The 23,312-nt window shown below is 65.4% G+C and carries 26 protein-coding genes; 7 read left to right on the top strand and 19 right to left on the bottom strand.

What is annotated here, in order from left to right; genetic code table 11:
• Nucleotides 1–16 precede the first annotated feature (16 nt).
• Nucleotides 17–1,675 (top strand): NAD(P)/FAD-dependent oxidoreductase, encoded by a 1,659-nt coding sequence (locus LQV16_RS02595; RefSeq protein WP_229992417.1) that lies wholly within the window; start codon nucleotides 17–19, stop codon nucleotides 1,673–1,675.
• 83 nt (nucleotides 1,676–1,758) lie between these two features.
• On the opposite strand, the gene LQV16_RS02590 is transcribed toward LQV16_RS02595, so the two are convergent.
• The 4 genes from LQV16_RS02590 to LQV16_RS02575 form a co-directional block, all read right to left on the bottom strand.
• Nucleotides 1,759–2,337: a histidine phosphatase family protein gene (locus LQV16_RS02590; RefSeq protein ID WP_229992374.1), complete on the bottom strand. Its 579-nt coding sequence runs from the start codon at nucleotides 2,335–2,337 to the stop codon at nucleotides 1,759–1,761.
• 60 nt (nucleotides 2,338–2,397) lie between these two features.
• Nucleotides 2,398–3,150 (bottom strand): lytic transglycosylase domain-containing protein, encoded by a 753-nt coding sequence (locus tag LQV16_RS02585; protein WP_229992373.1) that lies wholly within the window; start codon nucleotides 3,148–3,150, stop codon nucleotides 2,398–2,400.
• Nucleotides 3,151–3,244: 94 nt separating this feature from the next.
• Complete coding sequence (locus LQV16_RS02580) at nucleotides 3,245–3,547, bottom strand: DUF4193 domain-containing protein (protein ID WP_229992372.1); 303 nt, start codon at nucleotides 3,545–3,547, stop codon at nucleotides 3,245–3,247.
• A 134-nt stretch (nucleotides 3,548–3,681) separates the two neighbouring features.
• Nucleotides 3,682–4,566 (bottom strand): LysR family transcriptional regulator, encoded by an 885-nt coding sequence (locus LQV16_RS02575; protein WP_229992371.1) that lies wholly within the window; start codon nucleotides 4,564–4,566, stop codon nucleotides 3,682–3,684.
• 69 nt (nucleotides 4,567–4,635) lie between these two features.
• On the opposite strand from LQV16_RS02575, the gene LQV16_RS02570 reads away from it, so the two are divergent.
• Nucleotides 4,636–5,547, top strand: a complete 912-nt coding sequence (locus LQV16_RS02570) for an EamA family transporter (protein ID WP_229992370.1) — start codon at nucleotides 4,636–4,638, stop codon at nucleotides 5,545–5,547.
• A gap of 382 nt (nucleotides 5,548–5,929) precedes the next feature.
• Here the strand turns inward: LQV16_RS02570 and LQV16_RS02565 are convergent, their stop codons facing one another.
• On the bottom strand, nucleotides 5,930–6,385 hold the full coding sequence (locus LQV16_RS02565) for a VOC family protein (RefSeq protein WP_229992369.1): 456 nt from the start codon (nucleotides 6,383–6,385) through the stop codon (nucleotides 5,930–5,932).
• Between LQV16_RS02565 and LQV16_RS02560 the strand changes: the two genes are divergently transcribed.
• Nucleotides 6,384–6,554: a hypothetical protein gene (locus tag LQV16_RS02560; RefSeq protein ID WP_229992368.1), complete on the top strand. Its 171-nt coding sequence runs from the start codon at nucleotides 6,384–6,386 to the stop codon at nucleotides 6,552–6,554. The two genes, LQV16_RS02565 and LQV16_RS02560, sit on opposite strands and share 2 nt — an antisense overlap.
• Before the next feature lie 315 nt (nucleotides 6,555–6,869).
• Here LQV16_RS02560 and LQV16_RS02555 read toward each other — a convergent pair whose 3' ends face one another.
• The 5 genes from LQV16_RS02555 to LQV16_RS02535 are packed head-to-tail and all read right to left on the bottom strand — an operon-like array spanning nucleotide 6,870 to nucleotide 12,131.
• A complete protein-coding gene (locus tag LQV16_RS02555) occupies nucleotides 6,870–8,261 on the bottom strand; it encodes an LLM class flavin-dependent oxidoreductase (RefSeq protein ID WP_290369315.1) in 1,392 nt (463 codons plus the stop codon).
• Nucleotides 8,258–9,205 (bottom strand): TauD/TfdA family dioxygenase, encoded by a 948-nt coding sequence (locus LQV16_RS02550; RefSeq protein ID WP_229992367.1) that lies wholly within the window; start codon nucleotides 9,203–9,205, stop codon nucleotides 8,258–8,260. The genes LQV16_RS02555 and LQV16_RS02550 overlap by 4 nt, the downstream gene beginning before the upstream one ends.
• Nucleotides 9,206–9,250: 45 nt before the next feature.
• Entirely contained in the window at nucleotides 9,251–10,156 is a 906-nt protein-coding gene (locus tag LQV16_RS02545) for an ABC transporter permease (protein WP_229992366.1), read from the bottom strand.
• The gene (locus LQV16_RS02540) at nucleotides 10,156–11,079 is read right to left on the bottom strand and encodes an ABC transporter ATP-binding protein (protein WP_229992365.1); all 924 of its coding nucleotides are present in this window, start codon (nucleotides 11,077–11,079) and stop codon (nucleotides 10,156–10,158) included. Before LQV16_RS02540 ends, LQV16_RS02545 begins: the two co-directional genes overlap by 1 nt.
• Nucleotides 11,076–12,131, bottom strand: coding sequence for an ABC transporter substrate-binding protein (locus LQV16_RS02535; RefSeq protein ID WP_229992364.1), 1,056 nt, complete (start codon nucleotides 12,129–12,131; stop codon nucleotides 11,076–11,078). The genes LQV16_RS02540 and LQV16_RS02535 overlap by 4 nt, the downstream gene beginning before the upstream one ends.
• Before the next feature lie 373 nt (nucleotides 12,132–12,504).
• Between LQV16_RS02535 and LQV16_RS02530 the strand changes: the two genes are divergently transcribed.
• Nucleotides 12,505–12,702 carry a hypothetical protein gene (locus tag LQV16_RS02530; RefSeq protein ID WP_229992363.1) on the top strand — a complete coding sequence of 66 codons (198 nt, stop codon included), beginning with the start codon at nucleotides 12,505–12,507 and terminating at the stop codon, nucleotides 12,700–12,702.
• Nucleotides 12,703–12,873: 171 nt separating this feature from the next.
• On the top strand, nucleotides 12,874–13,053 hold the full coding sequence (locus LQV16_RS02525; RefSeq protein ID WP_229992362.1) for a hypothetical protein: 180 nt from the start codon (nucleotides 12,874–12,876) through the stop codon (nucleotides 13,051–13,053).
• Here the strand turns inward: LQV16_RS02525 and LQV16_RS02520 are convergent.
• From LQV16_RS02520 to LQV16_RS02510, 3 genes are all read right to left on the bottom strand, one after another.
• The gene (locus tag LQV16_RS02520) at nucleotides 13,050–14,000 is read right to left on the bottom strand and encodes an alpha/beta fold hydrolase (RefSeq protein WP_229992361.1); all 951 of its coding nucleotides are present in this window, start codon (nucleotides 13,998–14,000) and stop codon (nucleotides 13,050–13,052) included. The genes LQV16_RS02525 and LQV16_RS02520 overlap by 4 nt on opposite strands.
• A 629-nt stretch (nucleotides 14,001–14,629) precedes the next feature.
• On the bottom strand, nucleotides 14,630–16,078 hold the full coding sequence (locus LQV16_RS02515) for an SLC13 family permease (protein WP_229992360.1): 1,449 nt from the start codon (nucleotides 16,076–16,078) through the stop codon (nucleotides 14,630–14,632).
• Between the two features lie 10 nt (nucleotides 16,079–16,088).
• The gene (locus LQV16_RS02510) at nucleotides 16,089–17,207 is read right to left on the bottom strand and encodes a PrpF domain-containing protein (RefSeq protein WP_229992359.1); all 1,119 of its coding nucleotides are present in this window, start codon (nucleotides 17,205–17,207) and stop codon (nucleotides 16,089–16,091) included.
• A 240-nt stretch (nucleotides 17,208–17,447) separates the two neighbouring features.
• Between LQV16_RS02510 and LQV16_RS02505 the strand changes: the two genes are divergently transcribed.
• Nucleotides 17,448–18,386 carry a LysR family transcriptional regulator gene (locus LQV16_RS02505; RefSeq protein ID WP_229992358.1) on the top strand — a complete coding sequence of 313 codons (939 nt, stop codon included), beginning with the start codon at nucleotides 17,448–17,450 and terminating at the stop codon, nucleotides 18,384–18,386.
• 152 nt (nucleotides 18,387–18,538) lie between these two features.
• Here LQV16_RS02505 and LQV16_RS02500 read toward each other — a convergent pair whose 3' ends face one another.
• The 6 genes from LQV16_RS02500 to LQV16_RS02475 form a co-directional block, all read right to left on the bottom strand.
• Entirely contained in the window at nucleotides 18,539–18,877 is a 339-nt protein-coding gene (locus LQV16_RS02500; RefSeq protein ID WP_229992357.1) for a hypothetical protein, read from the bottom strand.
• Nucleotides 18,878–18,922: 45 nt separating this feature from the next.
• Entirely contained in the window at nucleotides 18,923–19,903 is a 981-nt protein-coding gene (locus LQV16_RS02495) for a TIGR03086 family metal-binding protein (RefSeq protein WP_229992356.1), read from the bottom strand.
• Nucleotides 19,900–20,271: a metalloregulator ArsR/SmtB family transcription factor gene (locus tag LQV16_RS02490; RefSeq protein WP_229992355.1), complete on the bottom strand. Its 372-nt coding sequence runs from the start codon at nucleotides 20,269–20,271 to the stop codon at nucleotides 19,900–19,902. Before LQV16_RS02490 ends, LQV16_RS02495 begins: the two co-directional genes overlap by 4 nt.
• 298 nt (nucleotides 20,272–20,569) lie before the next feature.
• Nucleotides 20,570–21,187 carry a TetR/AcrR family transcriptional regulator gene (locus LQV16_RS02485; RefSeq protein ID WP_229992354.1) on the bottom strand — a complete coding sequence of 206 codons (618 nt, stop codon included), beginning with the start codon at nucleotides 21,185–21,187 and terminating at the stop codon, nucleotides 20,570–20,572.
• 146 nt (nucleotides 21,188–21,333) lie between these two features.
• A complete protein-coding gene (locus LQV16_RS02480; RefSeq protein WP_229992353.1) occupies nucleotides 21,334–22,011 on the bottom strand; it encodes a PAS and ANTAR domain-containing protein in 678 nt (225 codons plus the stop codon).
• Between the two features lie 91 nt (nucleotides 22,012–22,102).
• Nucleotides 22,103–22,567: a DUF1508 domain-containing protein gene (locus LQV16_RS02475; protein WP_229992352.1), complete on the bottom strand. Its 465-nt coding sequence runs from the start codon at nucleotides 22,565–22,567 to the stop codon at nucleotides 22,103–22,105.
• A gap of 344 nt (nucleotides 22,568–22,911) precedes the next feature.
• Here LQV16_RS02475 and LQV16_RS02470 point away from each other — a divergent pair, with 344 nt between their 5' ends.
• Nucleotides 22,912–23,274: a metalloregulator ArsR/SmtB family transcription factor gene (locus tag LQV16_RS02470; protein WP_229992351.1), complete on the top strand. Its 363-nt coding sequence runs from the start codon at nucleotides 22,912–22,914 to the stop codon at nucleotides 23,272–23,274.
• Nucleotides 23,275–23,312 lie beyond the last annotated feature (38 nt).

Here is a 23,312-nt window from a genome sequence, read left to right as displayed (position 1 = left end):
GACTGCAAACCTGAGCATGCTCATCCCCGACTTCCCGTTCCCCTATGACGACTACATCACCCACACCGCGGGAATCGGCAGCGTCCCCGCCGACATGCACGGCACGGAAGTGGCCGTGGTGGGCGCCGGGATGTCCGGGCTCGTCGCAGCCTACGAACTCATGAAAATGGGGCTCAAGCCCGTTGTGTACGAGTCCTCCCGGATCGGCGGACGGCTTCGCGGCGGAACCCAGCCGGGCCAGTCCGGCCCCGTCGCTGACCTCGGCGGGATGCGTTTCCCGAAGTCCGGTGCCTCGTTCTTCCACTACGCGGACCTCGTGGGCATCGAAACCCAGCCGTTCCCCAACCCGCTGACCCCCGCAGCGGGCAGCACGGTGATCGAGCTCGGAGGCCAGGCCCACTACGCCGAGACAGCCGCCGACCTTCCCGGCTTCTTCGGGGAAGTCTCCAATGCCTGGAACGACTGTCTGGAGGAACGCGCCCACTTCAGCGCCATGCAGGAAGCCATCCGCACCCGCGACCTGGCCACCATCAAGAAGCTCTGGAACGACCTTGTTCCGCGCTTCGATGACATCTCCTTCTCGGGCTATCTGGCCACGTCGAAGGCGTTCTCCTCCTTGCCGTTTGAATACCGGGAGGCCTTCGGCCAGGTGGGGTTCGGCACGGGCGGCTGGGACACCAATTTCCCGGACAGCATCCTGGAGATCCTCCGGGTCGTCTACGTGGACGCCGACGCCGACCAGCACCGGATCATCGGCGGCGCCCAGCTCCTGCCCGAACGGCTCTGGAACCATGCCCCGTCGGGCCTGGCGTACTGGCCGGAGGGTACCAGCCTTGCTTCCTTGCACGGCGGGCACCCGCGGCCCGGCGTCGCCGCCATCCGGCGGGTTCCCGGCAGTGAGGACGGAACGGCAGCCAGCCAGGGACCCATCGCCGTCACCGACAAATGGGGACAGACGCGCCAGTACGCGGCCGTCATTGCGACGTGCCAGAGCTGGCTGCTCTCGGCACGGATCGACGTCGGCGAATCGCTCTTCAGCCACAAGCTCTGGACCGCGATCGAGCGCAGCCACTACATGCAGTCCTCCAAGACGTTCGTCGTCGTCGACCGGCCGTTCTGGAAGGACCTCGACCCGCAGACCGGCCGTCAGGTCATGAGCACCACGCTCACGGACCGGCTCACCCGCGGGACCTACCTGCTGGACAACGGCCCGGACCAGCCTGCCCTGATTTGCCTGTCCTACACCTGGAACGATGATGCCCTGAAGTGGCTGCCGCTGGACGCCGACGAACGCGTCCGGCTCATGCTGCACTCCCTGAAGCAGATCTACCCCACCGTGGACATCGCCTCGCACATCGTCGGCGACCCCATCACTGTCTCCTGGGAGGATGACCCCAACTTCATGGGAGCGTTCAGCGACAACCTGCCCGGCCACTACCGCTACCAGGAACGGCTGTACACGCACTTCATGCAGGACGGAATGGATGCGGCCCACCGCGGGATCTACCTGGCCGGGGACGGCGTCTCCTGGACCGGCGGCTGGGCCGACGGCGCAGTGACCACAGGCCTGAACGCAGTGTGGGGCGTCATGACGCAGCTCGGCGGCAAGACCCATCCGGAGAACCCGGGACCCGGCGACCGTTTCGACGAACTCAAACCGATGCGGCTCCCCTAGTCACCAGGCGTGGGCGGCCGGCAGGGGACACTACTGCCGGCCCCCTGCTCCCCTGTCGTCACTCCGTCGAGTGGGCTGCAGCCCTAAACGGCAGCCATGACGCGCTCGCCGTTGAAGTATTCGAGCTGCCAGCCGTCGACGGCATGGTGGTGGGCCAGGTTCAGCACGGCATTGTCGATGCTTTCCAGGGTGCGGCCGATCGCGCGGCTGAGGCTCACGCGCAGGAGCGTCCCGTGGGCGACGGCCAGGACGCGGCGGCCGCGGAACTCCTCGGCCAGCAATTCCAGCGCGGCCAACCCGCGGCGGGCCGCCTCGTCCTCGCTTTCCGCGCCGCGGAAACCATCGGGGATGCGCAGTGCGTCCAGTTCCGGGCCGGCCTGCAGGCCCTCCGCGGGTCCGAAGCTGCGCTCGGCGAGCTCCGGCACGCGCCGGGCCACGCTGAGCCCCAGCCCGGCGGCAATGAGGTCGGCTGTTTCCGCGGCACGGCTCAGCGGCGAGGACACGATCGCGTCCCACCCATAGCCGGACAGGGCGGCGACGGCGTTGCGCGCCTGGCCGCGGCCGACGGCGTTCAGCGGAATGTCGGTGGATCCCTGCAGCCGGCGCTCCGCGTTCCAGTCCGTCTGGCCGTGGCGGACGAGGGCAAACGTCGTAAAGGTCATGGCTCCCATTCTGCCCTGCGGGCGGACGGGCGCCTTAATCAGCGCGTCAACGCCGCGGACTTATCCGGTAGTGCCCGCCCGCGCGGCGTAGGCAGTGGCCCGGTCGCGTACGTTGGCCACGTACGTATCCGACTGGTTGTAGGAGTAGATGGCATCCGCCCAGCCCCCGGCGGTCGTGAGGTCACCGCCTCGGGCGCACAGGTACGAGGCGGCACTTAGGGCGGCGTCGTCGATGTTGAGCGGGTCGGCTTTTCCGTCACCGTTCCCGTCCCGCCCTGCCAGTTGCCAGGTGGAGGGAATGAACTGCATGGGTCCGACTGCGTGGTCCCACTGGGCGTCGCCGTCCAGGGCGCCGGCGTCCGTATCAGGGATCGCGGCAAAACCGTCGCCATTGAGGCTCGGACCGACAATTGGCCCGCTCGCCTGGCCGGCGCTGGTCAGGCTCCCGCCGCCGTAGGTTCCGTGGCCGGATTCGACGAAGCCGACCCCTGCCACCGTATTCCAGCCGATGCCGCACGCCGGAGCCGACTCGTTGGCCGCGCCGGCAGCGGCCACGTAGGCCTGGAGCGCACGGGCTGGGATGTCCGTCTGCGCGGCGGCATCGATGAGCCATTGGGCGTCCGTGCTCCGGGTTATGTTCACGGCGGAGGTGATTCCGGTGGACAGCGTTTCGAGTTTCGCCTCCGCCCGGGGCGGTGGTGGCAGGGCGGCGCGGGTCTCCGCGCCGGTGTAGCGGAGTGCCCAAAACAAGAACGCGGTGATGACGCAAAACGCGAACAGGCCGAGCACTGCCAGGCGTTTCAGGCGGAGCATGGACTAGTTGGACCTGCCGTGGACGATGCTGGTCCGCTGACCCGGAGCGGTGCGGAAAACCGCCCCCGCGCCGCACACACGCGGGGCCATTGTCCTAGCCTTCACAGTCGATGCAGTAAGTGTGGCCGTTCTTTTCGCGTGCCACTTGGGACCGGTGCCGGACCAGGAAACAGGAGTAGCAGGTGAATTCGTCCTGCGCCTGCGGGATGACCTGCACGACGAGTTCCTCGGCGACGAATTCCCCGCCGGGGCTGATCGCATCGTCAAATGCGTCAGTCTCATCCATCTCGCGGACAACACTGCGGGCATCCGGGGCGTTGGCGGATTGCAGCGCCTGCAGGGAACTATCCTGCGATTCCTTGACGTCGGATCGGACTTCGTCGTAATCGGTTGCCACGGGGGTGACTCTCATTCCTATGTTTAGTTCTGACGGGAAGCCAACGTACACCATTCCACGCTTCCCTGCCTCATGTGAACGAGGGACAGGCCACAAGCTCGTCGTTCCCGCTGTGCCAAATTCCGCGATTTTGCCTAATCGTTCCCGCCGGACCCGGTCCCACGGTTTTCCGTAAACACCTGTCGGACCAGGCTCGTGAAGGCGGCAAGGAGAACTGACGGGTCATCCTTCCAAGATGCAAGGAAGACCGGTATGGGAGGGGCGTCACGGACCGGTTTGTACGCAACCCCGGGACGTTGGTACTGCGTGGCGGTCGCTTCCGAGGACATGCCCATGGCCTTACCCGTCGAAATCAGTGTCAGCCAATCGTCTACTCCCTGGATGGGGCGCAGGGATGAAGGCCGGGCCTCCGGTTCCCAAAGATCCTCGACCGTGGTTCCGGTCCGGCTATCGACGGCGACTGTCCGCCCGGCAAAGTCCGCCATGCGGAGGAACCGTTTGCGGGCCAGCGGATCAGTCGTGGCCACCGCGGCATAGCGTAACTCTGTTCCGATCAGCGTCTCAGTGAAGCGCGGGTCATTGAGCCCGCGGCGGACAACGGCCAGATCCACGGATCCGCCGGCCAGGCCGGCCGTCGCCGAGTTCGACTGGACCCAGATAAGTTGCACTCCCGGGTTCGCCTCTTCCCAGCGGCGCTGCACGGTTATGGTCCGGCTGCCCAGCGCGGACCAGGCGTAGCCGACCCTGAGCTCGCCCGCGTGATCCCTCGCGGCCTCTTCCAGCAGCCGGGCTTCGTCCAGGACCCGCCGTGCGTGTTCTATGATCCGCTGCCCGGCGGCGGTCGGGGTCACGCTGCGCGTCGTTCGCTGGAAAACACGGACTCCAAGGGTGCGTTCCAGGGTCGCGACCGACCGGGAGACGCTTGCCTGGGACGTTCCCAAACTGATGGCCGCGTCGGTGAAGGTCCGGGCGTCGTCGACAGCCACGAGTGCCCTAAGATGGCGCAGCTCAAGATTCATACGGTCATCGTATAGAACGGTCACCGCAAGCATTTATTGGTTTGAAGATTTCGCCCCACACTTTGGGTTATGGAGGCATACACAGAGGACGGCTCGGGCCAAGACCGCCGTCCGTCAGCTCAAACCCAGCCCCGGATATTCGGTGGCCTGCTGACCATGACGGGCAGCGGGGTCAGCAATCAAATCGGGGCGGGCATTGGAGCCCACGCGTTTCCGGTGCTCGGACCCGCCGGTGTGGTCGCCGTCCGGCAACTCGTGGCCGCGACCGTCCTCCTGTCGGCCGCCCGGCCGCCCCTCCATCGGTTCACGTGGAAACAGTGGTGGCCGGCGCTCCTGCTGGGCGGAACGATCGCCCTCATGAACATTTGCCTCTATGTCGCCATCCAGCGCATCGGGCTGGGGTTGGCCGTCACCTTGGAATTTCTTGGCCCGCTTGCAATCGCCCTCATGCGGTCCAGGTCCAAACTCGACCTGCTGTGTGCGCTGTGCGCCGGTGCCGGCGTCTACGTCCTGGTGATGCCGGGACCTTCGAGCGACTTCCTTGGCATTGGAATCGCCGCGGCCGGGGCCGCCTGCTGGGCGGCCTACATCATTCTGAATGGAGTCGTGGGTCAGCGGCTGCCTGGGCTGCAGGGCCCGGCAGCCGCAACCCTGGTCTCCATGGTGTTCTACCTGCCGGTGGTCGGTTATCTGATCTCGGCGGGGTCTCTGACGGGTCCGGCGCTGTTGTATTCGGTGATCGCCGGAGTGCTTTGCTCTGTCATCCCGTACGCCGCGGACCTGGTGGCGCTCCGCCACGTGCGTCCGGCATTCTTCGGCGTATATATGAGCATCAATCCCCTTCTTGCGGCCCTCTCGGGGATGATCGTGCTGGGGCAGATCCTCGCCGTTCATGAATTGCTGGGTATCGGCATCATTGTCGCCACCAACGCGGCAGCCATCCTGCTGGCCAGCATCAAGCCGGGCGCATCACGCCCCTGAGGTTATGAAAACCGCAGAGCTGGCAGTGAATTAGCAGCGCTTGGTTCCTCAGGCTGCGTCAACGGTTTCGGGCGTGAGAGTGTCAAAGTGGGAAGCATGTCCCTTTTCTCCAGAAGCGGCACAAAAGCATTCGGCGGGGATGATGCCGGTCGAGGTCAGCCCTGCGAAGCCTCGCCGGGGGGACGCACATCTTTGCCTGCGGGCTTCTGCATCCCGAGGATGAGGAACGTGATACCCATAGTGAAGAACGCAATCCAGGCCGTGGTTCCTAGAAATATCATTGCGATCGCAACGGCCAGGAAAACGATCCCGATCGGCAGGAATGCCGCGCCCCGGCTTCTCTTCGCTCGGCCGTTCGACTCCGACATGGGCTTTTAACCGTTCATCTCGTCGACGCTACGTGGGTCTTCTTCAGCTCCTCGGCGAACATCACGATGATGCCGCTTGGTCCGCGGACATAGGTGAGCTTGTAGACGTCCCCGTAGGTCGCCACGCCGCGCAGCGGGTGGCAGCCGTGCCTCGCGGCGATCTCGAGGGCCTCGTCGATGTTGTCGACAGAGAAGGCGACACGGTGCATGCCGATCTCGTTGGGACGGGTTGGCTTCGTCTCGATTGCGTCGGGGTGTATGTACTCGAAGAGCTCAAGGCGACCGTGGCCGTCTGGCGTCTGGAGCATGGCGATGTTGGCGTGGTTGCCGTCGAGGCCGACGGCGGTGTCGGTCCACTCGCCACTGACGGTGTCACGGCCGACGACGGTCAGACCGAGGTCGGTGAAGAAGTCGATCGTTGCTTCGAGGTCTCGGACGGCTATGCCTACGTTCTCGAGTTTGATGGGCATGAGTCACATGCTAGCGCGTCGGGGCGATCCGTTCAGGTCCCTGGGCTGCCGGTTCCCGCTCAACCGGTCCGAGAACCATGGAATCGGGGATACCCTGCTCTTCAACGTCCAGGCGCTGGTCGCAGAGTTCGAAGGGGCCTCTTCCGAGCCCGCACCCGGGAAGGGATGAAGGTTGCCAAGGCCAAGGCCAAGGGCCGGGGCCGTTGCAGGGACTGCGGCGGAAGCCGATTTCGGCACGGCCGAGGAGTACGCGAAGCAGTTCCCCAAGAGGAAGAGGCGGACGTGACCGATTATTTTCAGCCCGCGAAGAGCTACCGCACTGCCGTTTAGGGTCCCTTAACGGGACGTGGCAACGCCAAACAGAGCAGTGATTTGCACACCACTTTCCGCTGACAGTCACGCCCCTGAAGTGAGGAGGCCCCGGACAGCTGTTGCTGCCCGGGGCTTCCATCGGGTCGTGAGCCGAACCCTGGACCCACTCAGGTCATCGTTCCGAGACCAGCAGTCCGCCTCTCTGCGCACCGACGTTGTCCACATGGCTGGACCGTCCGGCGGCAGCGAAAGTGTTGGCCGGCCGGGGCAGCCCGTAGTGCTCGCGGAGGGTCCGTCCGGTGTATTCACGCCGGAAGAGTCCGCGGTCCCGCAGGATCGGGATGACGTGGTCCACGAAGGCGTCGAGGCCGGACGGGAGCACGGGCGGCATGATGTTGAAGCCGTCCGCCGCCCCGGCCAGGAACCATTCCTGGATGGCGTCGGCCACCTGCTCGGGGGTCCCGGAGAAGGTGCGGTGTCCGCGGCCGCCGCCGAGACGGCCGATGAGTTGGCGCACGGTCAGGCGTTCCCGCCGGGCGAGGTCCACAATCAGCGTGTATCTGCTCTTGGCGCCCTCAATCTCGTCCTCGGAGGGCAGGTCCTCCGGCAGTTCGGCGTCCAGGGCCAGCGACTCCGGCGAGACCTTCAGGACCCCGGCGAGTTGCCGTCTAGCGTGGTCGGGGTGGATGAGCTCGTCGAGTTGCTGTTCCAGGCGCCGGGCTTCGGCCTCCGTGGACCCGATGACCGGAACAATGCCCGGAAGAATCTTGATCGTCTCCGGGTCCCGGCCGGCTGCGGCCGTTCGCTGCTTCAGGTCCGCATAGAAGCGCTGTGCCTCTGGCAGCGTCTGCTGGGCGGTGAAAACCGCTTCGGCGTAGCGGGCGGCGAAGTCCTTGCCGTCTTCCGAGGAGCCCGCCTGGACAATCACCGGGTGGCCCTGGACGGAGCGCGGCACATCCAGGGGGCCCAGGACGCTGAAATACGTGCCGGCGTGGTTGACCGGATGGACGCGGGTGTTGTCCCCCCAAATCCCGGCGTCCTTGTCCCCGACGGCGGCGCCGTCCTCCCAGCTGTCCCAGAGCTTGCGGGCAACGTCCAGGAATTCCGCGGCCCGCTCGTACCGCAGCGCGTGGGCCGGCTGGTCCTGCAGCGAGAAGTTCCTTGCCGCCGCGTCCCCGGCGGTGGTGACGACGTTCCACCCGGTCCGGCCGCCGCTGATGTGATCCACGGAGGCAAACCGCCGGGCCAGGTTATAGGGGTCGTTGTAGGTGGTGGAAGCCGTCGCTATGAGCCCGATGCGTTCGGTGACGGCGGCGATGGCCGCAAGCAGCACGGTCGGCTCGAGGCTGCCGTAGGGGCGCTGTCCGACGTCGCCGTGCAGTACTGGCGAGTCCGCGAAGAAGATCGAGTCGAACGTTCCGCGTTCCGCGGTCCGGGCAAGCCGCTGGAAGTGGGCGACGTCGGTCCCGGCGAAGCTGTCGCTTTCCGGCAGCCGCCACGAGGCTTCGTGGTGCCCGGTGCTCATGAGGAACGCGTTCAGGTGCAGCTGCCGTGCGCCGCTCACAGCCCGTCTCCGGGCAAGTCTGCGGGCAGAACAACCGTCTCGGAATAGACGGAGGAATCGCCCTGGATGGACGAGCTGCTGCGTCCGTCGATGCCTACGGGAACATCGCCGGCCACCGTGACCCGGTTCAGCTGGCGGGGCTGGCCGTCGTAGTTGTCCGGGGCGTAATGCTGGGTGATGCGGTTGTCGAAGAGCACCAGCTGGTCCGGTTCCCAGTTGACGCGGACCACGTTCTCCGGGCGGGTGACGTAGGCCTGGAGCAGCCGCAGGATGTCCTTGGATTCGGTGTTGGACAATCCCACGATCCGCAACCTTTGGGCGAAGCCGCCGATGAAGAGGCCGCGCTCCCCTGTCAGTGGGTGGACCCGGACCACGGGGTGGGCGGTCTCGAAGTGGATCCGGGTAAATTCCTTCCGCCGCTCATCGGCGTTGGCGTGCTCGAGGTTCTTCGGCACGGAGTAGTCGTAGTCATTGGTGTGGACGGCCCACAACGTGTCGGCGAAGTTCCGCAGTTCCTCCGGCAGGTCCTGGTAGGCACCTGCCGAGGAGGCGATCAGGGTCTCCCCGCCGTAGGCCGGCAGGGTGATGCTGCGCAGGGTGGAGGCCTGCGGCGGGTTCACGACAAAGGTGACGTCGGTGTGCCAGTTGTTCGCGCTGCCGTTTTCGCTGTCTACCGGCAGGACCGCCGGTTTGCCCTCTACGGAGGCCACCGTGGGGTGTGCCTGGGTGAGCGGGCCGAAGCGGCTGGCGAAGCGCACCTGGGCTTCGTCGTCGCGAATGTTGGCGTCCCGGAAGACCAGGGCCTTGTGCGTGTTCAAGGCTTCACGGATCTGGGCGATCGTGGCGTCGCTGAGCTCGCTGTTGAGGTCCAGGCCGCGGATCTCGGCGCCGATGCGCGCGCTGAGTTTGCGGAATTTGAGGCGGGTTTCGGTAGCTATCGACATGGTGGTGGTCTCCTTGATCTGTGGGGGGTGGTGAGGTTGGCTGGTCTAGTTCGATTGGGATCCGACGGCGGTCCGCCACCGGGAGAAGTGCCGTTCGACGGCGACCAGCAGGTAGTTGACCAGCAGGCCGAGCAGCGAGACGGTCAGAATCCCTGCGTACATGTCCGGGATCAGGAAGCTCATCTGGGAATTGACGATCAGGTACCCGAGGCCCGCCTTGGCCCCGACCATTTCCGCGGCGATGAGCACCAGGATCGAGGACGTTCCGGCCATCCGGATTCCCGTGAAAATGGTCGGTACCGCCGAGGGCAGGATGACCTTCTGGAACAGCCGGAAGTTGGACAGCCCCAGGGAGCGGGCGGCACGGATCAGGAGCGGGTCAACGGTCCGGACGCCGGCGATGGTGTTCAGCAGGACGGGGAAGAACGCGGCGTAGGCCACGATGCTGATCTTGGACGTCTCCCCGATCCCCAGCAGGAGGGTGAAGACCGGGAGCAGGGCAAGCGCCGCCGTGTTCCGGAAGACCTCCAGCAGCGGATTCAAGAACCGGTCAAGGGACCGGTACCAGGCGACCAGCAGGCCCAGGGCGACGGCGGAGACGACGGCGATGCCGAAGCCGCTGGCGGAGCGGGTGAGGCTTGCCGCCAAATGGTTCTGCAGCTGACCCTTGGCGAGGAGGGACCCCAGGGCACGCAGGACCTCGTGCAGCGGCGGGAGGAACACCCTGGTGGATGGCGAGGCAAGGTACGTGGGCCCCAGTTCCCAGAGCAGAAGGAACAGCAGGATGGCGCCGGAGGCCCAGATCCCGCGTCCGGCCCTGCGGGCGCTGGACCGGACCAGGGAGGGGAGGTGTCGGGCTCCCGCGGGCTGCGCGGTCCGCCCGGCGTCGGCCGCGCGTGCGGCAGGGGCGGCAGGCGCGGCGGCGTCTTTGGTCAGTGTTGGTGCGGTCATCAGGCTGCCCTTCCCTTGCTGAGCTGTCCCTTGCTGAGTTGGGGTGCCTCGTCGGGTGCTGACCCGTCGGGCCGGATTTTGGCGTGCCCGGCTTCCTGGGCCTTCCGGACTTCGTCGTGCAGCAGGGACCAGACTTGGTGGCGGTGTTCGACGAAGACGGCGTCGGAACGGACGTCGCCGTCACCGCTCCGCTCCCCCAGGTCAATGTCGACAATCTGCTTGAGCCGGCCGGGGCGGGAACTGAGCACGGCCACCCGCTGGCCCAGGTATACGGCTTCGTCGATGCCGTGCGTGATGAAGATGATGGTCTTGCCCGTGGACCGCCAGATGCGCAGGAGTTCCTCCTGGAGCTGTTCCCGGGTCTGGGCATCCAGCGCCGCGAACGGTTCATCCATGAGCAGGACGTCGGGTTCGTACGCGAGGCTCCGGGCGATGGCAACGCGCTGCTTCATGCCCCCGGAGAGCTCATGGGGATACCGGTCCTCGAAGCCGGACAGGCCAACGAGCTCCAGATAGTGGCGGGCCTTGTCGGTACGTTCCTTGCGGCTGAGCCGGCGCCCGTCGCTGCCGGGCCCTTCGAGGCCGAAGGCGACGTTGGCGGCCGCGGTGCGCCACGGAAAGAGTGCGTACTGCTGGAACACGACGGCACGGTCGCGGCCGGGTCCGGTCACCTCCTTGCCGTCCACCAGCACCTGGCCGGTGTCCGGCCGGGTGAGCCCGGCAAGGAGGTCCAGGAGGGTGGTCTTGCCGGATCCGCTCGGACCGACCAGAGTGATGAACTCGCCCGCGGCGACGTCCAGGGTGATGCCCTCCAGCGCCGTCAGGGTGGTGCCCTCCGGCTGGTCCTTGCTGGGCCGGACAGTGAACTGTTTCCCGACGTCCCGGAGGCTGATTTTCGGCGCCTGGCCGGTAGCACGGGTCACGATGCCGCCCCCTTCAGCAGGTCGTTGAAGTCGTTGGTGTAGTACTTGGAGGGGGTGATGTCGCCGGACACGATTCCGGTGTCGTTCAGCCACGCTGACCAGCGGGTGAAGTCCTGATCGCTGATGGCGCCCTTGGACGGGACACCGACGCTCTTCCAGTACTTCAGGGCCGCGGTACTTTCAGAACGCTGGCGCTTGTTGATGATGCTCGTAAACCGTGCGATCACCTCGTCGCGGGGCGTACTGCGTTCCCATTCGATGGCCTTGGCCACACCGGTGGTAAAGATCCTCGCGGTTTCCGGGTTCTTTTCGACGAAGTCCTTGCGCAGAACGTATTGGCCTCCAGCGAAGGTTCCAAAGAGCTCGAAGTCGTTGAACAGGGACCGCAGGCCGCCATTGGCGACAGCGTTATCCTGCAGCACTCCGCCGAGCGACCCGACGTCGACCTGTCCGCGGCGGATGGCCTCCTCGGTGTCATTGGGCGGAACGACGACGAGTTGAACCTGCTTGATCTCCTCCTGCGACAGACCGTTCTTCTTCAGGTAGCTATTGATCACGGCGTCCGCATGGGCGCCCAAGGTGTTGACCGCAACCTTCTTGCCGATCAGATCCCGTGGCGACCGGATGGGGCTCTCCTGGGTGACATAGAAGCCGTTGAACGTCTTCTCGTCCTCGCCGTAGTAATTGATCACCGCAGTCACCGGTGCGCCGGCTTCGATGAGCTTCACCACGGCACCCGAGAAGGCGCCGCCAAAGTCGGTGGCTCCTGTCGCGGCTGATTGGATGCTCGCCGGCCCGCTGATGGTGTTGCCTACCCAGTTCAGCTTCACATCGCCTAGGTAACCGAGGTCCTCGGCCAGCTCCGGCAACGTGACGCTGTTGGCCCAGCCCTCGTAGCGGAGTTCGGTCACCTCGGGCGTCCCAGGGGCATTTCCGGCCGAGGACTGGGCGCTCGCAGGGCCGCCGCAACCGGATACCACCAGCGAGACCGCCAGGGCGGCAGCAACGCCCAAGGTGGGGAAAAGTCCTGCGGGTAAGAGTCGGTTTTTCATAGCGGATTCTTTCTGGATTCGATGGTGCGGACCGGGGTTACCGGACCGTGTCCACCATCAGAACAGAGTTGAATCCGAGCCGGCAGGTGCCGCGACACCCGACGAAACCGCGCGTAATCCGGCGACGAAAACAGCCACGGACGCCACTCGCTACCCAATCGGACGCAGTCCGTAACAGGGCAGACTCACGCGGTCATCAGAGGCCATCCCGGGACGCCTCCGCGCCCCGCCGGACCCCGCGCTGTGAAGTCTCGGTGACGCCCGGCGACCGCGCGTGACGGAGCCGGCATCGCGCCGCCGTCGTACATGGGACGAAAGATTTCCTGGGGATGTGGCCGAATGTTGCGCTCCCGGCGGCATCTATGAGGCGAGAGTGCAGGACACATTCTTCGCCGCCGCGCGGCCGCTGGACGGCAGCCACGGCAATCCCCCTACAGGCTGGGGCAACCCCTACCAGTCAGGCACCATCACCGTGGCGGGCCAAAGCGCGGTCTTCCGTGACGACAGCGGCCACACCGTGACCTTCCATGAACGGCCTGGTGCCACGAGCTTCCTAAGAACTTGCTCCTGAACGCCGACCGGCAGTGGCTTTGGTGCTGCAACTTCGCCCCGATCATGGCGGTCTCGCTCGTCCGGCGTGCCGCGAGGACCGGGGACGTCACCCTCATGCGCACCCTCGCCAACCCGCTGAGCGAGCGGCAAACACCCATCAGCTCATCAGTGGCGTTCGGTGAACCGCGGAATGATCGTCATCGGAGCCCCCTTGGGCGGCGTCATAGCCACCGTCGCGGGTACCGATTCCGCGCTCTGGTCCGCCGCCGCCTTCCTCCTCCTGGCCTCCCTCGTGCTTCTGTTCTCCAGGTTCAGAGACGCGCGGATCGAAGTCCAACAACTTTCCGACGACGAAGCGCTCATTCCCTAGGCGGTGGTTATCATGGCAGCAATTTCTTCGACTGCTTCTGACAATGCCGCCATGGATGCAGGGCCGCCGTGTCCCTCGTCTTCGATAATGACAAGCTGGCTTGATTGCCATCTCCGTTGCAGCTGCCATGCGGTTGCAGCAGGTCCACTAATGTCTCGCCGGCCGTGGATGAGGTAACCGGGGATGCCGTTGAGCTCGTGAATCCGGGGGATGATTTTCTGCCCGTTGGTCAGGAATCCGTCGTTGGCCCAGTAGTGCGAAACCAGAAGGGCGAACGTCATCCGCTCTCGCTCATTCTCGAACAACGCGCCGGGCACCCAGTTGGGGTCCAAGGATACATGCGTGGATTCCCAGCGCTCCCAGGATAAGGCGGCTCGTCTGGCGTCGTCGCGGTCTTCCCCAGCCAGCCGCCGGGCGTAAGCCTCGACCACCCGCTCGCCCGGGTTTGCGCTGGATGCCTCGGAGAACTCGTTCCACGCTTCAGGGAAGACGCGTCCGACGTCTTCAGTGATCCATCGGACCTCGTCGCGGCTAGTTGATGTCACGGCTACGAGAGCGATGCCGAGGACCCGGCCGGGGTAACTGAGGGAATAAGCGAGAGCGAGCGTGCTGCCCCAGGAAACACCGGTGACGATCCACCTTTCGATACCGAGGAACTCGCGCACCGCCTCAATGTCTTCGATCAAGGCCTGCGTGGTGTTCTCGGATAGGTGGTCGAGATCCTCCTGGACCGTCGGAGTGCTCTTGCCGCACCCTCGTTGATCCAGCCCGATGATCCTAAAGCGGGTGTGGTCGTGTCGTTTGCGGTACCCGCCCTTACCGAGGGAACCGCCGGGGCCGCCATGAAGGTAGAGGACCGGAACGCCGGAGGGCTCACCGGTCGATTCCCAGTAGATTCTGGCATGGGGAACGTTCACCCAGCCGCTATTTGTTGGCTCGTCCGTCACTCGCTACACAGTATTGCAAGTGCACTGATTTGCACCCGCCAGCGGCGCCTTTCTGATGAGCCGTTCTCGCGAACCGCCTCATGCGACATCACGGCCGAGTTCCCTAGAATCCCAGCGCGGGCCTTCCCTTCAGGCCTGGACGCAGCGCCTTCGGACGTTCGGCCGCCTAGCCGGCACCCGGCACCCGGCACCGGGTACCGGCTAGGCGGGGGCGATTGGATCGAAGGTACCCCCACAAGCGCATCGGCTTACGGGCGCCGGGGCTGCCATGTAGCGCTGCAACAACACCGCCACTGACCACTGCGATTCACACCGCCGAACTCTGCCTGCTTGGGCCCGGCAGGGCTTCTGCAGTTGGATTTTGTTCCTCGCCAGGAAGCGAAAGCTAAAAGGCTCTGCGAGCCGGGCTGAACGGTCTGGGCCCAGGTCCTGCGGTTGCTCTTCTGGGGTCAGCGCAGTGGGGCGGCGCGCGTTGCGAATAGGCGATGATCCCGGTGATCATCATTCGCCGCCCCACTGCGGTCTGGTGCCGGCGGACTCAATATGTCCGGGCCGTTTATTCAATTCAGCGTGGTCCTTGAGGTAGCTGCCTCGCTGTTAGCCATGCGGAATCGCCGTGGCGGGACCGGTTACATGACGCCGGTGGGTACAAGCAGGACCCAGGCGAGGGCGGGAGCCACCAGAACCACGCCGCCTGCATAGGCCATCAGCTGCCGGTAGACGCGCTGCCGGTCGTTCCCGCGGGCGTTGGCGACCACCAGCGCACCGTCGGTGGAGAAGGGCGAGACATCCACCACTGTGGCAGCGATCGCCAGCGCCGCGACCGTGCCGGAGGCGCTCAGCGAACTGGTAGCCAGGAGCGGACCGGCCAAGGGAATGAACGCGGTCAGCAACGCCGTGGAGGAGGCGAAGGCTGAGCCGACGCCAATGACGTAGCAGAGGACCAGTGCCACCAGCAGTGGTGCACCCAGTGCCAGCGCCTGCTCGGCGAGGGTGTCGATGACGCCAACGTGCTGGAGCAGGGAGACATACGTGATCATGCCCGCCACCAGCAGGACCGTGGACCAAGAGACGCCACCGATGAACGTTTGGTGTTCCTTGATGTTGACCAGGGCCAGCAGAAGTCCGGCGGAGAGTGCGACAAATCCGATCGGCATGTGGAAGCCCAGGGTGCACACGAGCATCACCGCGATCAGTGCCAGCGTGAGGATCTGCTGCCCGCGGGGGCGGCTGGTGCGGGCGGTGTCGACGTCGGCATGCTGGCCGCCTTCGCCGTCGCGCAGCCTGCCCAGGAGGGCGAACAGGACGATGGTGAGCACAGAGAGAATGAGATTCAGGGCGAAGCTTGCAATGAAGAGTGCGCCCTGGGAAATGGGAAATCCGTTCTTGAGGGCGATGTCGTGCACCAGCACGCCGGCCACGGACAGCGGGGAAAAGCCGCCGGCGTGGGCTCCGTTGATGATGAACGCGCCCATCAGTACAGGATGGATCCGGGACTCGTAGGCGAATCCGATGGCAGCAGGCGCCAGCAGCGCGACGGCGGCCGGCGAGAACGTGCCCAGTGACGTGAGCGCAGCAGCGATCAGGAAGAACACCCAGGGCAGCAGCATCGTCTTGCCCCTGACGAGGCGCACGCAGGTCTGGACAATGATGTCGATGGTGCCGTTCCTCTGGGCCATGCTGAAGAAGTAGGTGACTCCGATGATCGTCAGGACGATGCTGGCCGGGAACTCTTCGAGGATCTGTTTGTCCGTCATTCCGAGCATGAAATAGCCGACGCCGAAGGAGGCGACCAGCCCCATCACGCCGATGTTCAGCGGCCATTTCGTGGCGACGATGAACATTATGACGAGGATGACGAGCGGGATGATTTGGACAGCGGTCATGGAGTGCTCCGGTTGCGGGGTGGCCGAGGGGTTGAAGATATCACCCCCCAGCACGAGGGCAATCAAAGCCAGGATCGCGAAACCGGCGCCCACCGCCACCAGTAGGATACGGCGGCGACGGGTTGGACTCGGGGCCTCTTTGCCCCGGGTCTCGTCCGCAGCGACAGCGGTGCGGTGCTCAGTCTTGGTCATGATGGCCTCCTCAGCGGGTGGCTCCCGCGAGGGAGGCAGCGACGGCGCTGCCGGGAACCTCGGGGAGATGGATGATGGTTGTGGCGATGGTGCGGGCGGTGCGGTCGACGCCTACGAGGAGCGTCGCGTCGTGCTCCTCGCTCCACGTCTCGATCACCCCGGCGGGGGTGCGGAGCCGGAGCGTCCTCCCCAAGGTGTCGCCCGTGATGGTGTGCAGCACGGTGCCGGCGGTGCGGGCGGCCAAGGTCAGGGCAATGCTGCCTGTGATGGCCAGCGCCGGATGGAGCTTGCCCATGGAGAGCATCATGACGCTGGCGTCGGCACCGGGGCCGGCCAACGCTGGCGCGGCTACGATGGCGAGCTTCGGGATGGCCCGGGCCGCTTCGGCTGCCGTGGGGACCAGCCCCATCCGCACCGCTGCCTGCCTCCGGATCTGCTCCAGCGTATCCAGCTGCAGCTCCACCCCGGCGCGCCAGCTGTCGTACCTGGCCGGGTCCAGGCCCAGCTCCTCGGCGCGGACCATCACCACGGGGGCTCCGGCGTCGACCATTGACACGGTCCAACGGGTTCCGCCTGCCGTGATGGTGTCGGTGGCCGCGCCCGTGGGCAACAGCGCACCGGTGGTCTTGCCGGCAGGGTCTTGGAAGCCGAGCCCCACCGCGTAGCCAGGGAAGGGCACGCCGGGCATCTGGGCCTCCGGAACCGATGCCAGGGCTCCGGCCGGGGTGGCCACCCGCTGGACGATGATTTGGTTGGTGTTGGTGTTGCGGGTGACGATCCGGGTGACGTCTGCGGTGGGGATCACCCATCCCCTCTCGATGGCGTACAGTCCCACCACTGCCGAACCGTTCCCGCAATTGCTGCCCCAGTCCACCGAGGCCTCTTCGATACCCACCTGGGCAAAGGTGTACTCAACGTCAACGTCGTCGCTGACGGGCCGGTGCAGGATCACGGCCTTGCTGGTCGTCGATGTCGCCCCGCCGACGCCGTCGATCTGGCGGGGGTCCGGGCTGCCGAACAGCCGCGGCAGCAGCACATCCAGGCTGGTGCCGCCCTCCTGAAGATGCTCCGCATCGAACACCCAGCATTTACTGGTGCCTCCGCGCATCCATCGGGCTTCGATCTCCATGATTTTTCCCGTTTCTCCTCGTGCCTCAGATTTAGATGAGGATCTGTAAAAAGATTGAGCCAGATCACATCTTTAGACAATGTTGGATTTTTGTGGGGGGATTTAGAATTGCTTCATTCATTGAGCCCGGGAAGATCAATTCCCGTCCTTCCAGCCTCCCTTGGCCGGATTAGCTCCGATAGGCTGAGCGGAGGCCACATCCTGATAGGGAATGAACCAAATTCGGAGAAGGGTGAAGCGTTGCTTAACGACGAAGGTCAGGGCTTGTTCGACATAAGGCGGCTGGCGCTACTGCTGGAGGTGGTGGAGCAGGGCTCGATCACCGCCGCGGCCGAGCTCATGATGTACACGCCCTCGGCCGTCTCCCAGCAGTTGCGAAAGCTCGAACAAGAAGTGGGGCAGCCGCTCCTTACCCGCCGCTCCCGCGGGGTGGTGCCCACCGAGGCCGGCCAGGTGCTGGCCGGCCACGCCCGCAAGATCGTCTGGCAGATGCAGGCAGCACGGTCCGACCTGGGCCAGATTGCCGGCCTCAAACGCGGTTCCCTGACCGTGGGCACCTTTCCTACACTGGCAGGGTCCTTCCTGCCCGTCGTTATCCGGACCTTCAAGAAGCGGTACCCGGCCATCAGTCTCTCCTTGCGCAGCGCCCGCTTCGATGAACTCGTGGCAGATCTGCAGTCCGGGGTCACGGGGCTGTGCCTGCTCTGGGACTACCCATGGAATCCGTTCCGGGACGACTCCATCCGCGTAACCGAAGTCTTCCGGGAGAGCACCGTGATCCTGGTGGCCCGCAGCCACCCACTCGCCGACCGTGAGCAGGTAAGCATGGAGGACCTGCGCAACGAGTCCTGGATCGTTCGCGCCGAGGCCCACCCCGTAGTGGAGGTTCTGCAGCGTTCCGCCCACGACACCGGATTCGAACCGCAGATTGCCTTCCTGGCCAACGACTACCAGGAGGCCCAGGCCATGGTCAGTGTGGGGATGGGCGTGGCCATGGTGCCCAAGACCGCCGTGGCACTTCAGCATCCCGACGTGAAGGTGCTGAGCCTGGGTTCCGCCGCCCCGCTGCGGCGGATACTGCTGGCGCAGCGCGAGGACAAGGTCTACGCCCCGGCCGAGGTGGCCTTCCACTCCACCCTGTTGGAAATCGCCCGCGAACGAGCTAGCGACTATCTCTAGACCACGAGGCCAGAGTGGAAAGCGGCGGCAGGCCGCCTTGCTCCGGCGCTCCGGCCACAGCCACGGAGGATGGTCCGGGGCCGGTTAAAGCGTGTTCGCCGCTGCCGTTTGGGCAACGGCGAACAGGCCACGAGCATCGGGTCGAGCCGCTGCTACATCCCGGGGATCTGCTGGGCCTCGTGAACCTCGATTTCACAGCCGCCGGGCATGTTCAGGTGCGGGTGCTGCTTGGCGAGTTCGACGGCCGCCTCAAGGTTTTCGGCCTCGATGATGCTGTATCCGGCGACCTCGCGCTGGCTCGGTGCCGTGGCTCCGCCGGCGGAAACGCGGACGCCGTTGGCCAGGGGCGTTCCGAAGTCGATCAGTCCGTTGCCGACTTTAGCGGCCCACGCGTTCCACTGTTCCATGGCGGCTGCCATGTCCTCCGGTGCGGGCGGCGCGGCCTCGGCGGGGGTCATCGGGGCGTGGTAGATGAAGACGAACTTGGACATACTGTTCCTGCTTTCCTGGGGTGTCTCTGACGGGTATTGGAAACTTCAGACGGCGATGGTTCGGCCGGTGAACGCGATCAGGCGCTCCAGGCTGCCGGCTGTCTCCGCGACCGGCTGGGCGGCGGCGAAGCTGCCGCTGGCGCGGACCTGGTCGGAGATGGTCAGCAGGGCCAGCGCCTCAACGTGATCGGTGACGACGTCGGAGACGACGAGTTCCTGGCCAGTGGCCTTCGCGAAGTCCCACGCGTGCACGAGCAGCTCGAGGTTGATGATTCCGGCGACGACGGTGGCGGGAAGTTCAGCGAAGCCCATGTCGATGGTGCCTTCGACACCACGGCGGCTGAACGCCTCCAGGGTGGCCTGCGCGAGTCCGGCGATGCGCACTTCCGGGCCTGCCCCGGCGTCGTCGCTCACGTCCGCGCCCAGTGCTCCGCCGATCTGCTTCAGCGAACCGGCCAGGTGCTCCAGCAACCCGTGGGCCGTGAAGTCTTCGCAGGGAGTGGCTTTCTCCCGGTCTTCCGGAGTGAGCTTTCGCAGCACGCCCAGGAGCACGGCGAGGGATGCCTCAGCAGAGCTGATGTGATCGATCGAATCCGGGGCCGCTGACCACTCGTCCGGACCGGCGCCGGCCGGGGTGGAGGTTTCGGCGATCAGGCGGTCCAGGTAGTGGTTCCAGCCCTCGGCATGTGCTGCGGCCTGTTCGGCGTTGAGGCCATCGTGGACCAGACGGAGCGTGGTGCCGTCGGCGTCGGGCTCCAGCGTGATCGACACGGTGGAAGAGCCCGGCGCCAGGTCCATTCCGGCTTCCCAGCCCCAGGTGAAGACGACGCGCTTGCCCGGCTCGATCTCCGTGAAAGTGCCGGCTGCGTGGTGGCCAGGAGTGACGGTCCATCGGTATTCGCCGCCAATCCGAAGATCAACCCGGGCCGCCACCGTCTGCCAGCGGCGCAGACGTTCCGGCTCGGTGATGAGTGCAAAGGCCTCGTCGGCGCCGACGGGCAGGTGAATGGTCTTATCGAACATCATGAGAGTGGTCCTTTGTCTTGAGGCGAAGTATCTGAATTGGTCGTGTGATGTTGCGGAGGGCCGTGACGCTGTGCGGCAAGTGCGGCCGCATCCGATGCCAGCAGATCCAGTTCGTAGGTCCAGAACTGTTCGACAAGTTCACGGAGCCGGCCCATTCCCACCGGGTCGAGCCTGTAATACCTGTTCCGTCCTTCTTTGCGGGCAGATACCAGGCCGGCCTGCTCCAGTAACAGCAGGTGCTGGGACACCGCGGAGCGGCTCACCGTGAAATGGGCGGCCAGCTCCCCGACCGCCTGTTCGTGGCTGGCGAGAAGATGCAGCAGGCGTCGCCGATTCGGCTCCGCAGCAATCTCCAAAGCATCCAACACAGATAATACGTTAGTGGTGACTAACGTATTTCGCAAGGGCAAAGTTGTTCGAGGGTCAGGTGATGGGAGTGCGGCGCGTCTGTCGGTCGGCAGGGAGCCGGCGTCAGCATTGAAATCAGGAGCCGGCGTCGGTGTCGGCGTCGGAATCGGGAGCGGCGTCGGCGTCGGGGCATGGCGCTATGTTGACGGCGGCGCGCCCGCGCTGTTAGGTGTGTCTGTTTGCGTTGAGGAAGCTGCGGCGTTGCGCAGGGTCATGGAGGAGCCAGCATCGAATGCGGGCACTCCCCCGGCACAGCCGCTACAGGTTTCGGTGGTGCTCGATGAGCCAGCGCGCCATCTGCTGGGCGCGCTTGGAGGCCAGCGTGTCGCCTTCGGTGGCCGAAATGATGGAGCCCTTCATCAGGATGTGCCAGGACCGCGCAAATTCTTCGGGGCGGTCCAGCCCGGCTTCCTCAGCCAGGGCCTGGATGTGGCCCCTGATGCGGCTGAGGTAATCGATGCTCGCCTTCCCCAGAGGGTGCCCGGCCCCCATCTCCAGCAGGACGTTAATGAACGAGCACGCCTCGAAATCCTCGCGCTGGAACCAGTCGCCGAACACGTCAAATACGGCGAGCAGCCGTTCTTCGGCGGTGTCGCCGCGCCGGCTGGCCTCTGCCACGATGAGGTCCACGGTCCACACCTGGTCTCGGAGTTCCAGGAAGGCCAGTACCAGGGCGTCCTTGGACGGAAAGTGCCTGTAGAAGGTTGCTTTGGAAACCCCGGAACTGCTGATCAGCTCATTGACCCCCACTCCGCGGATGCCGCGGCGGGAGAACAACTCGTAGGCGGTGGCGAGAATACGGTCCACCGGCTCATCACGTCCGGCCATGGCTGTGGCAGGCAACAGTGTGGGGCCCGCGGCGTCGTCGACAGTCATGATGAAAGAATTTTACACTGGGCTGAGGCGTACAGACCGGTCTGCCTCGGAGTGTGCTATGAATGTCCGCCGGGTATGCCCGGAGCATTCGGTCAGGGCAGCGTGCCGGGCGTGCCGGCCAACGGCCCGCCGGCGCCTTTGGTCCCCTAGGGATGAAAAACGCGGCCCCCATCGCGGCGTGCCGAGAAACGGCTGTCCAGTGCGTGGACGAAGCTGCGGAGGGTGGCGGATTCCTGCGTGTTGCTGGCCAGCCGAACGATGGCCGAGGCCGTGTGGGCAAGCTTGATGTTGTGGTGCTGGCTGTAGGCAGAGAGCCGTTCGAAGGCGGCGTCGGAACCGATGTGAAGAATTCCCATCAGGATGCCCTTGGCCTGTTCAATGAGGCCCCGCGTGCCAATGGCTCCGGCAATGGCCTCGCGGGCGGACCGGTCCGTCTCCAGCTGAACTGTTCTGGTGAGGTCGAGCATGAATCCGTCGATGAACAGCAGATTCCCGTCACGATCCGGCACGCCCTCCCCCGCTGTCAGGACGCGGCGTTCCCGCCTGCGTGCGTCGAAGAGACGGTGGTAGTTGGCAAAAAACCCTCCCCCACGGCCCACATCCTCAAAAATTTCCCTGCACCGTTTCCGGTCGTCAGGATGCAGGTGCGACATCAGGACGCCCACCGTCGGCACCACCTCGCCCCGGTGATAGCCATGGATTTGATAGATCTGCTCGGACCACTGCAGCTCCCCCGAGACCACATCGTAGCGAAAGGTCCCAGCGAGGCAGTCCTCGGCGACCAGCGCGCTGGAGTAGGCCCGCAACGCCTTCAACTCGGTCATGGCCATCCCTGCCTGTCCGGCCCAACGGCAGACGCCCCGCACCCGGCCCGAGGAGAGCGCCCCGGGGTGCCAACACGGGACACGGCGTCAGTCAGCACGAGCTGAGCCCAACGTGGGCGCTCCGCGCCTCCAGGGCCTGCCGCCACCGTACGATTAGCTGCTGATTCCGGACGACGGCCCGGCCGCCCAAGAAGCGCGCGGCGGACGGGATCCCGGTGCGTGGCGGACGTCCCGGGGATCTGGGCGCTCGGTCACGGGCCGACCCCGCACGTGCGCGGGGCTCGCCGGCGTGCGTGTCATGGGCTCGACGGTTATGCGCGCTGGGCTCCACCGGAATGGCGTCGGCCACGGGCTGGGGCAGGGCGACAATTTGCGGTGCCTCTATTTCGGTCACCAGCCCCATGCCGGCGTACTCCCTTACTGCGGCGATCCCGGCCACCGCCGATGGCAGGTCAGGAAAGGACCTGGAGAGGGCCATGACAGTCCCATCCGGGGCGGTCAGTCGAAATCGGTAGGAAGTGTCGGAATCGGTGAACAGTTCGAACATGCCTGTCATAGAACCCTCCTGGAAGCCGGGACCCGATTGTTCCCGGTGACGCCGTTGTCACCGGGAACAATCCGAATCCACCCGAACAATGCCGGCCACTCATAGAAGGCCGGAATCGAATTGATGAATTCATGAAAGTCTGAACTACGGTTCTCATCTGCGCAAGAGGTACCACTTTGTCTTCCGGCGGCGGCGACACGGCAGCGGTCCGGCGCTACGATAAATGTGCGGGCGGACCGATCGTGGGCGATGCGAGACAGACTTTTCTGTCTCGCGCGTGTTAGTTTTCCTGTCGGCGGGTTCTGCACAGATGCGCGGCCCAGAATATTTGAATGTGAAGGAGGGAGGTCCCGATGCCGGATGATCTTCCCACAAGTATGGTCCTGACCGATGTTAAGGCCGAACTTTTCAAGTCCATGGGCCACCCTGCTCGAATCCAGCTCCTGGAAATGCTCGCGGACGGGCCCGTTGCCGTGAGCAGACTGCGCGACAACACGGGTCTGGAGCCGTCGAACCTCTCCCAGCATTTGAGCCTGCTCCGCCGCCAGCGCCTCATTGTCCCCTCGCGACGCGACGGGCGGCTGTTTTATGAACTGGCCAGCCCTGAGGTCAACGTCCTGCTCGCGGCCGCACGATCCCTGCTCGGCACCCTCATCCACACCAGCGGCTTGACGCTGAGTCCCATGGCTGAAGAGCGGGAAGAGGCAATCCGCTAGGTGCCGGCGCCCGGTGGACCGCTAGACGGCTCCCTCTC

It is taken from the genome of Arthrobacter sp. Bi26, assembly GCF_918697925.1.
Lineage (GTDB): Bacteria > Actinomycetota > Actinomycetes > Actinomycetales > Micrococcaceae > Arthrobacter.
Note: the sequence above shows the minus strand (reverse complement) of the source record. Positions and strands in the feature narration are given on the sequence as shown.

Bases quoted from the DNA above. Each gene is read 5' to 3' on its own strand.
- LQV16_RS02470 (WP_229992351.1), top strand. From the start codon at position 22,912: ATGCCGGATGATCTTCCCACAAGTATGGTCCTGACCGATGTTAAGGCC.
- LQV16_RS02475 (WP_229992352.1), bottom strand. From the start codon at position 22,567: ATGACAGGCATGTTCGAACTGTTCACCGATTCCGACACTTCCTACCGA.
- LQV16_RS02525 (WP_229992362.1), top strand. From the start codon at position 12,874: ATGATCGTCATCGGAGCCCCCTTGGGCGGCGTCATAGCCACCGTCGCG.
- LQV16_RS02495 (WP_229992356.1), bottom strand. From the start codon at position 19,903: ATGATGTTCGATAAGACCATTCACCTGCCCGTCGGCGCCGACGAGGCC.
- LQV16_RS02575 (WP_229992371.1), bottom strand. From the start codon at position 4,566: ATGAATCTTGAGCTGCGCCATCTTAGGGCACTCGTGGCTGTCGACGAC.
- LQV16_RS02585 (WP_229992373.1), bottom strand. From the start codon at position 3,150: ATGCTCCGCCTGAAACGCCTGGCAGTGCTCGGCCTGTTCGCGTTTTGC.
- LQV16_RS02570 (WP_229992370.1), top strand. From the start codon at position 4,636: ATGGAGGCATACACAGAGGACGGCTCGGGCCAAGACCGCCGTCCGTCA.
- LQV16_RS02565 (WP_229992369.1), bottom strand. From the start codon at position 6,385: ATGCCCATCAAACTCGAGAACGTAGGCATAGCCGTCCGAGACCTCGAA.
- LQV16_RS02480 (WP_229992353.1), bottom strand. From the start codon at position 22,011: ATGACCGAGTTGAAGGCGTTGCGGGCCTACTCCAGCGCGCTGGTCGCC.
- LQV16_RS02510 (WP_229992359.1), bottom strand. From the start codon at position 17,207: ATGGAGATCGAAGCCCGATGGATGCGCGGAGGCACCAGTAAATGCTGG.
- LQV16_RS02595 (WP_229992417.1), top strand. From the start codon at position 17: ATGCTCATCCCCGACTTCCCGTTCCCCTATGACGACTACATCACCCAC.
- LQV16_RS02545 (WP_229992366.1), bottom strand. From the start codon at position 10,156: ATGACCGCACCAACACTGACCAAAGACGCCGCCGCGCCTGCCGCCCCT.
- LQV16_RS02550 (WP_229992367.1), bottom strand. From the start codon at position 9,205: ATGTCGATAGCTACCGAAACCCGCCTCAAATTCCGCAAACTCAGCGCG.
- LQV16_RS02500 (WP_229992357.1), bottom strand. From the start codon at position 18,877: ATGTCCAAGTTCGTCTTCATCTACCACGCCCCGATGACCCCCGCCGAG.
- LQV16_RS02560 (WP_229992368.1), top strand. From the start codon at position 6,384: ATGAGTCACATGCTAGCGCGTCGGGGCGATCCGTTCAGGTCCCTGGGC.
- LQV16_RS02535 (WP_229992364.1), bottom strand. From the start codon at position 12,131: ATGAAAAACCGACTCTTACCCGCAGGACTTTTCCCCACCTTGGGCGTT.
- LQV16_RS02485 (WP_229992354.1), bottom strand. From the start codon at position 21,187: ATGACTGTCGACGACGCCGCGGGCCCCACACTGTTGCCTGCCACAGCC.
- LQV16_RS02515 (WP_229992360.1), bottom strand. From the start codon at position 16,078: ATGACCAAGACTGAGCACCGCACCGCTGTCGCTGCGGACGAGACCCGG.
- LQV16_RS02590 (WP_229992374.1), bottom strand. From the start codon at position 2,337: ATGACCTTTACGACGTTTGCCCTCGTCCGCCACGGCCAGACGGACTGG.